Genomic DNA, 13,492 nt, shown 5'->3' with positions numbered 1-13,492 from the left:
AGCACCTCACTTTCTACAAAGACCATGCCACCTTTAGTATACGGAAAGTTCTTTATACAACTCCCCAAGAACCTTATCCGGCTTGGCAAATACGGAAAGCGGCACATCTTTGCCAAAAGCCTTGGAGAATTCGACACGAATTCTAGTAAAATCTAGAGAATCCAAGCCATGATCAGAGAGCGACATCGAATCGTCCCACTGATGAATGTAACTACTGAGGAATGAGCGAATCTGATCGCCGCCATGAACCGGCCGGTCGATCCCCGTGTCCATCACCGCGCGAGTGCCAGACGAGTTCGACCGATCGGCTTCTTGGACTGCCGGAATCGGACCGGCGAGACCGGATACCAACGGCGTTTCGGCCCACTCCGCCCGGCGCCAATCGACGTCGCATATCGCGAAATTCCGCCCCAAGACATTGTCCGACAAGAGCGTCGCGACGACCTTACCAAACAAATTCAAAGCAGTGGCGGACGAGAGCGGTGTCTCGCCGCTGCTGCGCGCGGCGTCGAGGGCCTTGGGATTGTGCGATGCCATTCCCACCTCGCCCCAGCTTCCCCAAGCTATCGAGACGACGTTGAGCCTCGCGGTGGTCGCGGACCACATCGCGTGCGCGTCCATCCAGCCATTCGCAGCCGCGTAGTTCGCCTGACCGGGCGCCCCGAGAAGGGCGCTCATGGACGAAAAGGCAACGACCCAACGAGCGCCGGTGGCACGGCCCAGCGCCGAGATCTGAGACAACGCAATCTTCGGCGCGAGCAGGCGGGCCAAACGCCGCGCCTCGAGATTCCGGAATGCCCGGTCATCCAGGCATCCGGCCAGGTGAATGATGCCGGCTAGCGGGCCGGTTCGCTCGCCGACAGCGTCGACATCCAACGGAGCGGCGAGGTCCATTTTCATGAACCGCACCCCTGGACGTAGATCGTCGGGCATGGTCCGTCCCGACACGATGATCCGCGCGGCAGCAACGTTTTGGGTATGCAGCAGCCAATCGACGACGACCCGGCCGAGACCGCCAGTGCCCCCCGTGACGAGGTAGCTGCTCTCGGAACGACCGAGCGTGCCGGCCGGCAGATCCGGCATGGCGATCGGTAAGAGTCTTTGGGCCAGGAAATGCCCGCCATCGTAAAGAAGGTCGATCTCCTGCGCGTAACGGCGCGACGCCTGAAGCAATCGGCTCGGCCATTCCGGGCCATGATCGTCGCGACCACTCGTCGGCCAATCCCGCACAAAAATGCGTTGCACCACGAGGCCCGGCTCTTCACGAACCAATGACCGCGTCATGCCGGCCAGCATACCGCCGGTGTCGTGTGCAGGCAGAATCAGGATCAATCTGCCCCGCGCCTCCCCGAGCGTCAGCTCCTTCAAGAGTTCGAAGAAGATCTCGCAATACCGGCTCGGGGACACCGCCGACGGCAGTCCGCACAAAAGAGCAGCTTGCGCCCCCGCCTCTCGCAGACGCTCTTTCAAGAATCGCACCGATGGTGAAAGCCCGGCCGTATCGAAATCGATCCAGGGGATGGGAGTTGACGTCTCAACATCGCCACCGGGTTTGGCCGGCAGCCACCGGAGTTGATGGAGCCGCCCAAGACTTCGGTCGCGCTCCACAGTGCTCGTCGGATCGAGGCGATCTAGAAACGCGACGAGGCGGTCAAGCATCGGGCTGCGCTGATGGAGCAAGAAATCATGCGCGCCCGGATAGACATTCACATCCAGGATCGGACTGCTCGTCTCCCTCGCCCACTCCGTCGTCGAGGCTTGCGGGAAGGTGGGATCATCCGCGCCGCAATGGACTTGAACGGGACAATCGAGCAGCGGCGCGCGATGGCGCCGCCGTCTTTCGACAATCCGTTCGGCCGACCGCACGTCGAACCGGAGGTCGGCCATGAGAATGGGCAGCATGGCACGCTCCCATTCGGGGGTGGCACGCAGTTCCTCGGGCGCCATCAACAAGGCATCCAGCGGCCACGCTTCGGCTTGGGCTGCCCCCGTGACCGCCACCCGGCCGGCGACCGAGACCGCCCGCACCCGCCCGCCCCGGGCCCAGTCGGCGAGCGGCCCGCTCAACAAATCCATCATCATCGAGACGCCGAAGCTGAGGCCGCAGAACGCGACCGGGCTCGCCCCGGCGTCTTCCCGAATTCCGGCAGCCAGACGGTCCAAGAAGGCCAGATCGAAGGAGGCGGGGTCGTCGCGATCCTGCGGCCGGGCCGCGGAAGCGGACCGACCATTCCGTCCGGGCGGTTCTACCGCGACGAGGTCGAGCCAAGGCGGCGTACCGCGAGCCCAAGATCGGAAGGCGCCCGAGGTGCCGCCCGCGTAAGGAAAGCAATACAGCTTCAGCCGCGCAGCGGGCTTCTCGACGAAGCGGATCAGCAAGTCCGAGCCAGCGTCGGCGGACTCACCGCCCACCTCGGGCAGCGCAGCTGCCGTCCCCTCTGAGACGTAAATCGAGGCATTGGGGTTCGTCCAACAACGGGTCCGCTCGAAGCTATATGTCGGAACGAAGGGGTGGGTCGGACGACGGCCATCGCTGCCGCGTTCGCCGTCGTGGAAAGCCACGAAATCCAGATCAACGCCGTTGCACCAAAGCTCGCCGATCGTTCGCAAGAAACTGGCCTCGTCGTCCCGATCGTCATTTTTCGCGTCGGGCATGGCCGCAATTGGCAGCGGCCCCGAAACGGTCCAGTGCTTCAGGCATTTCTTCGTAAGCGTGGTGAGGACGCTACCCGGCCCGATCTCGAGGATGATGTTCGGCTCCCACTCGAGCAGCTTGCGAAGATCGTCACGCCACCGGACCGTGGAAACGACATGCTGGCCCCAATACCGATCCGGCCGGAATGTCGTATCGAGCCACGCTCCGGTCAGGTTGCTCGCCATCGGGATCCGCGGCACGCGCGCGTCTAAGCCGAATGCGACGGCGTCGAGCCGTTCGGCCACGGGCGACATCAGCGCGCTGTGAAACGGATGTGAGACAGGGACCGGACGACAGGTGAAACCCGCCCCGGCCACGGCCACGGCCGCCTGCTCCAGCGCCCTCTTCGTTCCGGCCACCACGACTTGGCCGGGAGCATTCTCGGCCGCCAGCCACAGATCTTTCCGACCGTCGAGCCAGTCCCGAAGCCGATCCTCGTCACCGAGGATGCTGAGCATCCCGCCGCCGCCCTGGCTCGTGTCGGCAAGCCGGAGCATGTCCTCCGACGCCTGAGCGCGGATGGCCACCAATGCGGCAGCCTCTTCGAGGGTGTGGATACCCGAAACCACCGCCGCGGCGTATTCCCCGATGCTGTGACCGGCGACAGCGACCGGCTTCACGCCGAGATCGAGCAATGTCGTAGCAATCGCGAATTCGACGGCGAATAATCCGCATTGCGTCGCGATCGGCCGCAACACCGAGTCGTCGTCCGCCTCGAGGATCAAGCCGGCGGGATTACCCGGCAGATGGCGCGCCAGTTCGGCACAAGCTTCATCGAAATGCCGCCGGAACCGGCCGCCATCGGCCCGGCCGCGATAGAGACCGCGTGCCATGCCTGCCGCTTGCGAGCCCTGGCCCGAGAAGCAGAAGGCGACCGTGGCGCTCTGGCCCAAAGGCGCTCGCCCTCCCGGAAATGCCCTGCCGAGGCGGCGTAGTTCGTCCAGCCCGGCGGCCGATCCCGGTGCGAAAACGGCGGCGGCGCGCAGGGGATGAGCCTCGCGCGAGACATGCAAGCATCGAATCGCGGGCGCAATCTCCTCGTCGGGCAAGGCCTCGATGAACCGCGCCACCTCATCCGCGTTGCGTTGCAGGGCGTCAGCACTCTTGGCCGAGACCGTCACCAGATGGAGCTGTCTCGTATATCCCCGATCGGCGCCGCTAGGCTCGATTTCCGGCGCTTCCTCAAGAATCACATGGGCATTGGTGCCGCCGATCCCGAAACTCGACACCCCAGCACGGCGCGGAAGCTGGGTCGCTGGATCCGCGACGGTCCAGGCCCCGCATGTCTCCTGGACGACAAATGGCGACCCGCCGCAGTCGACGAACTCGACCAGCTTCGGATTTAGCGTCCGGTAATTCACGGTTGGGACCAGCTTCCGATTGTACAGGGACAACACCGTCTTGATGAAACCGGTGATCCCCGCGGCACAGTTGGCGTGGCCAATATTGCCCTTTACGCTGCCGATGGCGCAGCTTCGGGCTGCGAAAGCGTCGGCCCGGCGATGGCGGGAAAACGCGTCGAGCAGCCCGCTCAGCTCGATGGCGTCACCGACATGCGTCGCGGTCGCATGACATTCCACATAAGAGAGCTGTTCGGAGCCGATTCCGGCCATTTCAATGGCGTCGGAGATGCATTGCGCCTGCGCCCGCGCGCTCGGCGCGGCATAGCCCGCTTTCATGCGTCCGTCATTCGAGACGCCGAAGCCGGTCAGGACGCCCCAGATGTGATCGCCGTCCTCGATGGCGTCATCGAGACGCTTCAAGACGATGGCACCGACCGAGTCGCCGAAAAGCGTACCGCTCGCCTCGGCATCGAATGGCCGCACGTAGCCATCGACGCTGCCGACCAACCCCTCCTCGTAGCAATATCCGAAATTGGGAAAATTGATCGACGCGCCGCCCGCAATCGCCATGTCGCATTGTCCGCTAACGATGGATTGAGCGGCCTGGGCCACCGCGACGAGCGCGCTGCTACAAGCTGATGTGACCGTTATCGCTGGCCCCCCGAGGTCCAGCAGATAGGCTACCCTGGTCGCGATGTAGTCCTTTTCGTTGCCGATTTCCGTCAGGAACAATCCGCCGGGATCCAATGGATCTTTCAGCCCGCCTCCCGCCAGATGGAGGATGAGATAGCCGTCGAGCCCGCAAGACGCGAATACGCCGGTGCGTTCGCGGTAGGGATTGTCGCGCCGCGCGTATCCCGCCTGCTCCAGCGCGGTCCATGCGACTTCGATGAATACCCGATGCTGCGGGTCGATGATCTCGGCCTCGCGGCGGCCGATGCCCCAGAACCCTGCGTCGAACATGTCCGCGTCGGCCAATACTTGTCCGGCGGCGACCCATTTCGGATGTGCCAGAACGGCCTCGGGCACGCCCTTCTGGCGCAACGTCTCCTTGGAGAAATGGCTGAGGGAGTCGACCCCGCCCTCCAGGTTCGCCCAGAAAGCCTCGATATTCGCCGCCCCTGGGAAACGTCCCGCCATGCCGACCACCGCCAGTTTTGGGGTGGCTTGCGGGGCGCGGAGCCGCCGGCCTCGCAGGACCTCCTTCCCGCCGTTTGCCGCCTGGCTCGAACAATATCGGGCCATCGCCCTCAAGGTGCTGAACTGAAACACCTCGACCACCGGCAAGGAGAGGCCCAACCGCGCCGCCATGAGCCCCGACAATCGAGCCGCAGTGAGGGAATTGCCGCCGAGGTCGAAGAAATTGTCGTCGAGTCCAATCCTTTGAACGCCGAGGACGTCACGCCAGACCGCGGCAACACGCTGCTCCACGGCGGTGAGCGAGTCCTCGGTCGCTTCCTCATGGGAAAGGTCGTCCTGCGGCGAGGGAAGCGCCGATAGGTCGAGCTTGCGCGAGTCACTTCGGCTGATAGGCAGCGCTTCGAGCGGGATGAAGTGCCGCGGCCGCGCATACTCGGCCAGGTCGCGCCTCGCCTTCTGGCGCAACCGCGCAAGCACGGTTTCCGATGGTTTGCCGTGATCTCCGATAATATAGGCGACGAGGCTCTCGGGCTGCTTCGTCTGGCTGTCGAGGACAGGTCGTACGACGACGCGGGAAACCCCCGCCTGTTCCTCGAGAACGACCTCGATCGCCCGCAAAGAGACTTTGAAGCCGCGCAGTTTGACCGTATCGCCGGCCCGACCGAGCACCTCGATCTCGCCCTGCGCCAGGAAACGCGCGCGATCGCCTGTCCGGTAAAAGATCGCATCGGCAAAAGCCGAATCGGCGAGCGCCGCAGGACAGGACACGAAGCGCTCGGCGGTTTTCGCGGCGTCGTTCAGATAACCGACGGCGACTCCAGGGCTCGCGACATAGAGCTCGCCGACGGCGCCATACGGCACCGGAATGTCGTCCTCGTCCAGCAGGATCGCCGCACTGTCGTTCAAGAGCCGGCCGACCGGCGCGAAAGACGATCTCCCAGTCTGGGGTTGCGGCTGCGGGAGAAGGTCGGCGAATGAAATATCGAGGCTTTCCCATGTACTATACGAATTGACAAGCCGCACATGGCCCGGCAGCAGACGAGCGGCCTTCTCGACGATACGGGTCGGCACGACCTCGCCCATCAGGAACCAGATCTCCATGTGGCGCAGCCGGTCCGCCAGCGTCGGGCCGATCACCGGATGATCGAGCACGCTCTCGAACAAAGCGGGGGGAACGACAATGCGCGTGATGTCGAATACCTCAAGCGCGGTCACGAACCGGACAGGGTCGAAAATGTCGGCATCGGGAATGACCACGGCGGTTCTTCCCTGCAGGAGCGGCCGAAGGCATTCCCAGGCAAAGAACGCGTTCAGCCCGTCTTGTGATCCGTCCCGATAGGGATAGAGCTCATAGCGGGCATCAAAACAGTATAGACAGCCGCGATATGTGTTCAGCACGGCCTTCGGCGTGCCGGAGGTCCCGCTCGTCATCGAGATCAGCGCGATATCATCCGGCTCGACATCCCCGAACGCGTGCGAGCCGTCATGAGCCAAGTCGATCTTCGACCATCGATCTTGGTGCAGGACGAGATGCCTACCGGGCGCCTGGAACGAAGCCGGCAGGCTGGCCGCAAGTTCCGGCGTCGTGAGGACGAGCTTGACGTCTGCGCTTTCCAGGAATTGAGCCAGCAGGACGGGCGGCCAATTCTTCTCGAGCAGGCAGCCCGGTGCCCCGATCGCACAACAGGTCAGAAGGCTGATGCAATATTCGGCGTCGTGTGGAAAGTACAGGCCGACGGCATCGCCCTTGCTGATCCCGAGCGCGGTCAACTCGGTCCCGAGCGCCCGCACACAGGCGCCGAGCTCCCGATAAGACCATCGCCGTGGATGATCGACCAGCGCGAGCGCGTCCGGCTGGACGGCGACGCAGTCTTCGAAGCGCGCCCAGATATTCCGATAGGGTCTTCTATCGTTCTGGCGCGCCACGATGATCGAGGGCTCCACCGCCTTACGCACGCGATCCAATTGCCGTTCGATACTGTCCAGGAGAGCGGCTTGCGCGCTGATGGTGTAGAAATGGCCACCCTGGAAGATTTCGATCTGAAACGACGCCTGCCCATCGAAATGCTCGCGCCACGCCTGAAGCTCTGCCGCTGCGACTGTCTTGTCATCCGATCCGCCGTATATCACGCAAGGAACTTCCAGCCGCCGGCCGGTTCTATTACCCGTCTGGCATTTATAACCTTCATCCAGGCGTAAATCGGCCCGAAGAGGCGGAAGTATGAATTGGAGCAAATCCTGGTTCTTGAAAAACTCCTCGGGTATGAGACCCCAGTTCCGGACCAGTTCGAGAAATTGCTCTTGAGGAAGGGAAGACCTGTTATCACCAGATTCAGAAAGATGCGGCGCCTTGTGGGCCGATAACATGAGGATATTCGGGGCCCGCAATGTTGTCCTGGAAATCTCGCGACAGACCTCGAATGCGAGCAAGGCGCCGAAGCTGTGGCCGAAGAATGCCGTCGCCATGCCATCCGTATATCCGGCAACCAGTTCGGCCAGATCGGCCACTAGGGAAGTCCAGTCGGTATAGGGCCGCGTGTAGGGCTTCCGGCCGCGCCCCGGCAGCGAATACGAGATGATCTCGATATCTTTCGGCAAGTGGGATGCCCAGTCACGAAAGCTGTCGTGATTGCCGCCGGCGTGCGGGAAAAGAAATAGCCGCAAACTCGCATTTTCAGGCCGTGCCAAGGTGACAGCCTCGACCCCATCGGACATTTTTGTCGATTTCATCGTCGAGGCATCCATCATCATCCCCCTAGAATTTTCCCGGCGTATTTATCGCGAATATTCAGGAGTCCCTTTCGAAGACCACGCTACAGGCCGGTCTCGTGGCGCTGATCGGATCGTCTATCCATTTATGGGATGTCCGCGCAGAACGCAGATTTCGTGATAAAGCGGCGTTGTCGGATCGATATCCAACCGCTCTTGGGCTTCACTGGCAGGAATAACGGTCGCGCCACTCGGATCGGTATAGAATTCGCATCGAAAGTCGCGCTCATACCCCGTTCCGCGCATGGCCGCCTCGAGAGCGACGAAGAACGAAATGCTGGTGCCGTCGTGGTGGCGGACGATGCGCGAAGCAAGTTCCTCCGGCCGATAGCCGTTCGATTTGAACAGATTCAACAAGACGCCTTTGCCGATCCGGCAGCCGAAATTCAGAATGACCTGTGCGTGGGGGGCGCAACGCCGAACCCTTCGCAGCAGAGCCTCGTTCAATCCAAGGCCCACCGAGTTGAATGGATAGTCGTTGAACCTTGCCCAAGGATAATAATGCGCAATGTGATCGGCAGCTCGCTGGCTGCTTCCGGCCGGCCGCTCCAACTGGGCGAGATGGAAGGCTTCGTACATTTCATCTTCGCAATCGGGCACCTGAGGAAGGCAACCGACGACGACGTCTGCCGCCGAGACCTCTGCCATCGCAGCCGGCGTGTCGATGAGGTTGACGGAGCCGGCGATCAGGCGAAACCGATCCAGCAATTCTGGGGCCATGCGTCCGATGAACCGCCGCGCGAACGCCGGCAGGCGTGGATCGAGATCGCTGCCCGACACGAATGCGGCAGCGCAATGCTGCAGCATGAACGCCATGTTCGTGCCAGTGCCAATCCCGACCTCGTAAACGCGCCGGCCGCTCAACTCGGCACGCGCCAACCCGGCCTGAAACGCGACGGTCCAGGAATCGGATGGATCGAAAGCAAAGCTTGGAGCGGCGCCGTCGAGATCTTCCCGCCACGCCGGGCGCACGCTCTCTGCCCACATCTACTCATCCCCATGAAGCGCGAATTACAGCTTCGACTATGACTGTTCGGTCGCGTCGACACGACCGTCCGCCGCTACCGCCAAGATGTTCTAATCAATCAAAAAAACCTCCCTGGCTTGGCCGCGCAAGCAGTGATCCGACCGCATCGAGGCGGCATAGCCGCCGCAATTCAGCAGGGCGACGTAATCGCCCTCCTGCAGCCGCGGCATCCGATGACCGGTCGCCCATCGGTCGAGAGCCTCGTTGATATTGCCGACGATGGTGTAGATTTCGGTCTCTTCGTCCGATCGCGGCGCCACCGCCACTGGCTCGCACGGCAGCCCATAGAAGGCTGGCTCCATCGCCAGATTGAAGCCCGCGTCGAGGCCGGCGAACAAAACATCCCTTCGCCGCTCCACATACGTCACCGTGGTGAGCAGCAATCCGGCGTCCTTCACCAGATAGTCTCCCGGTTCGACCGCAACGCGCAGGCCGCTGCCGGCAAAGTGTCGTGCGATAACCGCGGCCCAGGACCGGAGGTCGAGCGCCTTGTCGCCCGCGACGTGCGGAACACCCAACCCACCTCCGATATTGATTTCTTCGAGGTCCGCGAACTGTGCCGCGAGTTCGCCGACGATCTCGAAGATATCCGCCAATTGTCCCAACTCGTTGTCGAGATAGCCGCATCCGGCGTGGACGTGAAGGCGGACGATCCGCAAGTCCCATGTCGCGGCAATGGCCTTCGCCTCCTCGACATGATCAGGATAGATTCCGAATTTCGTCGTCGCCGCGCCGCTGTAGTTCAATCGACTGTCGCCGTGATAGCCGAGCCCTCGGCCGGGATTGACCCGGAGACCGACAGCCCGACCCGGACATGCCCGTCCAAGACTGTTCAAGGAAGCGAGCGAGTCCAAATTGACCCGGACTTGCTTGAAAGCGGACAACGCTTGGATGTCGTGACGTGTGAGCGACGTACCGGTGAACGAGATCGCGTCGGCGGGAAACCCGCAACTGACGGCGTGCAGCAATTCTCCCGCAGAACAAACGTCGACACCGCACAGATTTAAAGTACGCAAATATGACAACAGAGCGGGCGATCTGTTCGCCTTCATCGCGTAATAAAGTCTGTGGTCGATCCCGGCGGACGACATTGCCTCGTCCAGACGTTCAATGTTTTCCCTGACCCGTGCGGCCCGGTAAACGTAGGATGGCGTACCGATTTGCGTGGCCAGTTCGGCGAGGTCCACGCCGCCGAGGTGGAGACGGCCATCTCGGTAGCGGAGATCATGCCGTTGCCACCATGTCGATGGTACCGCCGCTAAGTCTTCGCCCGTCGGGGCAGCGTCGGAGATAACGTACTGCACGCGGTCAGCCAGGTTGCCGAGTGCGTTTGAAACCCGTTCAGATCCGCAATCCGCCCCCAACACGACCAGCAGCGGCGCCTCAACGCGGGTGCCGGAACAGATGGTCTGCTTGATCCGCAGGATCGACAGCGCCTCCGTCAAGCCACGACAGTCGAGGGTAGAGGGCGACATTGTCACAATACCTCTCCAAAAGGAGGAGTTTCAAACAAGAAAACACCCGACATATTTCATTTCTCATCCACATCTTCACGTTATCAGCCAAAATTGAGCGGGCGACGTATCTCCTTTATCTAAAATGCCCCAGCCCAGAGATCGCGTTCCGCACGCGCGAGGGCGTCGTCCAGGATTGCGACAATTTGGTCAATCTCCTCCTTTACTATGATCAAGGCCGGAGACAGGATGCAAAGATTCTCGTATGGCCGCACCAGGAGTCCGGACCGTGCGCAATACGCGTCGACGGCGCGCGCGAGCGCTTGATTACGCGGCGTCGGACCGGTCTCACCGGGAACGTGGCATTCGACACAGGCCATGAGATGATCTCCCCTGACTGCAGCGACGATCGACCAATTGCGCAATCCCCGTAGGCGTTCGAGGAAATAGGGCCCGACGTCGCGCACATGCTCGCAGATCTTCTCGCGCTGCATGACAGCGATATTCGCGATTGCCGTCGCGCAGGCGACCGGATGCCCGGAATAGGTGAAGCCATTCGACAACACCGGCTTGGCGGGGTCGGCGGCCTCGACCAGCGCGTCAGCGATGCGATCGGAAAGGAGGACGGCCCCGAGCGGCTGATATCCCGAGGTAATTCCCTTGGCTGTGACCAACAGATCGGGAACGATCCCGAACCGCGTCTCCGACGCGAAAAAATGGCCCAGTCGACCAAACGCGGAGACGACCTCGTCCGAAATATAAAGAATGTCGTGTTGACGGCAGAGGTCGAGCGCAGCCTGATGGTAGCCTGGCGGCGGAATGAGCACCCCGCCCGAGGCGAGTATCGGTTCTGCCACAAAACAGGCGATCTGCTCGGGCCCGATCCGCGCAATCGCCCGTTCCATTCCCGCGATCAGATGATCGAGACGCTCCGCCGCTGACACAGTCGAGTTGTCGGGATCGAAGGCGGGGCTCTCAAGGTGATGCACCCATCCGCCCTCATAATGAAAATGGGTACGGTCCACTGCCTTGCCGGATAACGAGGCAGCAAGATAGGTGCTGCCGTGATACGCATTGGTCTGCGCCAGGACGTGACGCTTCTGCCGCTGCCCTCGACATGAGAAATAATAATGAGCGATGCGGACCGCAGATTCGACGGCGGTCGAGCCACAGGTTGTGAAATGGACACGGTTCAGATCTCCTGGCGAGAGCTCCGATAGAAGACTCGCCAATTGAGACGCTGGTTCGCTCGTAACGTTGCCAAACGGGGTGAAATATACCATTGTTTCCGCTTGGGCACGCATCGCAGCGATCAGATCTCGATGCCGGTAACCAACCGTGATGCACCACATCCCGCCAATTCCGTCGAGATATGTCTTACCCTGACTGTCCGTAACTCTGATGCCATCGGCTTCGCTGATGACCAGGGAGTTTTGCCGACCGAGACTGGTGAGATCCGCCCAAGGATGAAGGATATGGCGAGCGTCCTTCGCCACAAGAGAAATGCGCCGCTGTGGACTTTGCCTCATCGTCGGAAAGCTTTCTCCAGTACACGGAACGGCAGAACATTGCGCCTTACTACGGCGCAACGTTACATTCCAACGTTACATTCCGATGGGCAAACCCTGTCGGTACCGCGACGGTGCTCAAAAGTGCCGAAGGCGATTATAAGAGGTGTGGATTTAAGTTTATTCTTCTTTGAATTGCATACCATGAAGCTACACAATCTTCAACCAGATTATCCCGCGCAATGATTCTTGGAAGCCCCCGCGTCGGTGACGAATCGGCTCAAACCCCATCCGCTATCGCGTCAAGCTGACGAAGTGTCTGCGTTCCCCCTCGAAGGAAAACCGCCCGTGCTGCAAGACTTGGTTGTCCAGCACGAGGACATCTCCTTTCTTCATCTTAACAGCCCGCGCGGCCGTCCAAAGTGTAGACCGAAGGAGGGAGATCAGATCATCGTCGATCGGCGACCCGTCCCCATATGTTGTCGTAGCTGGATAGTCTAGATCCGTCAGACCATCGGGAAAATTTGGATGAGATCGCCAATAGGAACTGTGCAATTCGGTAACTTGATTGAACCATATCTCCGCCCCTGTCTCTGGATGTGCGATGAAAGCAGGGCGGGCATAGGAATAGATAAGCCTATCATCTTTTATCCAATCGAAATCATAATTTAAACTCCTCATAATACGCTCTATCGACACCTTATCGTCCGTGAGGAATGTATCGACCCAGCCCCGTTCCGAAATAGACGACGCCTTAGGCAAGTTCCTATAGTATCGAATTCCCTTTTTTCTGAAATCATCTTTCACGGAATCGGGAATGAAGCGAATGCTTTGCCGAATATCGTTGACTGGAACCTCGCCACCAAGCGGGGCCTCGGTTTGACAGAAGAAGAAGATCTTGTTTGGATAGGTCGCGAGATAGGCCATCTCGTTATGGGGGGACAAGGTGATCCGCGCATCCTCCTCGCTCGCCACGAGCACTACCCCCGCACCATCCCCTCGGACCGCGATGCCACCGACATATCCCGTGAAGTCATATCCGAGAGCGATCATGAACCGCTCGAAATCGGCCTTGTCAGCCAAGGCCAAAGCGCTCAGCACAACGCCGCCGCATGCGGGCAACATCGCATCGATCGTCGCCCTCGCCGAAAGCGCGAGCGAAGACAGTACGGTATCGACCCGGTCTGCAGCAAAAATCGGGATCATTCCGCCGGCATCCGGTATCGCTTCCGGAACGGCCTCGTCGCTCGACCCAGCCAAGAAAGCGCGATTCCGGACCGGGATCCTGAAACCCGGCCCCGGTTCCACCAGGCGAAAGGCCGGCGCATCTGCGAGGCGCTGCATTCTCATGGCATCACTCATGCCGGACTTCACTCCCGATTGTAGTCAGGCAACCGATCCAACAAGACTTAAGCGATACCGGCCGCTAGCGCTTCGATCTGGACACCGAAGAGAGAGAACGCAAGACAACACACGAAACTCAACCACGGAAAGCGTGCCTCAAGCGTCCACGATATTCAATCCATTTTGACAACCCTTAATAGAAAAATGATCTT

General features: G+C 60.9%; 5 protein-coding genes. All 5 read right to left on the bottom strand.

Going from position 1 to position 13,492, the window contains the following annotated elements; genetic code table 11:
• Positions 1 to 33: 33 nt before the first annotated feature.
• The 5 genes from FHS74_RS25510 to FHS74_RS25490 all read right to left on the bottom strand — a co-directional run bounded on the left by FHS74_RS25510 (position 34) and on the right by FHS74_RS25490 (position 13,298).
• A complete protein-coding gene (locus FHS74_RS25510) occupies positions 34 to 7,929 on the bottom strand; it encodes a type I polyketide synthase (protein WP_211106550.1) in 7,896 nt (2,631 codons plus the stop codon).
• Between the two features lie 96 nt (positions 7,930 to 8,025).
• Positions 8,026 to 8,934, bottom strand: a complete 909-nt coding sequence (locus FHS74_RS25505; protein WP_184807079.1) for a class I SAM-dependent methyltransferase — start codon at positions 8,932 to 8,934, stop codon at positions 8,026 to 8,028.
• Positions 8,935 to 9,024: 90 nt separating this feature from the next.
• A complete protein-coding gene (locus tag FHS74_RS25500) occupies positions 9,025 to 10,419 on the bottom strand; it encodes a diaminopimelate decarboxylase (RefSeq protein WP_211106549.1) in 1,395 nt (464 codons plus the stop codon).
• A 149-nt stretch (positions 10,420 to 10,568) separates the two neighbouring features.
• The gene (locus tag FHS74_RS25495) at positions 10,569 to 11,957 is read right to left on the bottom strand and encodes an aminotransferase (protein ID WP_184807077.1); all 1,389 of its coding nucleotides are present in this window, start codon (positions 11,955 to 11,957) and stop codon (positions 10,569 to 10,571) included.
• A gap of 273 nt (positions 11,958 to 12,230) precedes the next feature.
• Positions 12,231 to 13,298, bottom strand: coding sequence for a TauD/TfdA family dioxygenase (locus FHS74_RS25490; protein ID WP_211106548.1), 1,068 nt, complete (start codon positions 13,296 to 13,298; stop codon positions 12,231 to 12,233).
• Between the last annotated feature and the right edge of the window lie 194 nt (positions 13,299 to 13,492).

It is taken from the genome of Nitrospirillum iridis, assembly GCF_014205765.1.
In the GTDB taxonomy this organism is placed as follows: domain Bacteria; phylum Pseudomonadota; class Alphaproteobacteria; order Azospirillales; family Azospirillaceae; genus Nitrospirillum; species Nitrospirillum iridis.
Note: the sequence above shows the minus strand (reverse complement) of the source record. Positions and strands in the feature narration are given on the sequence as shown.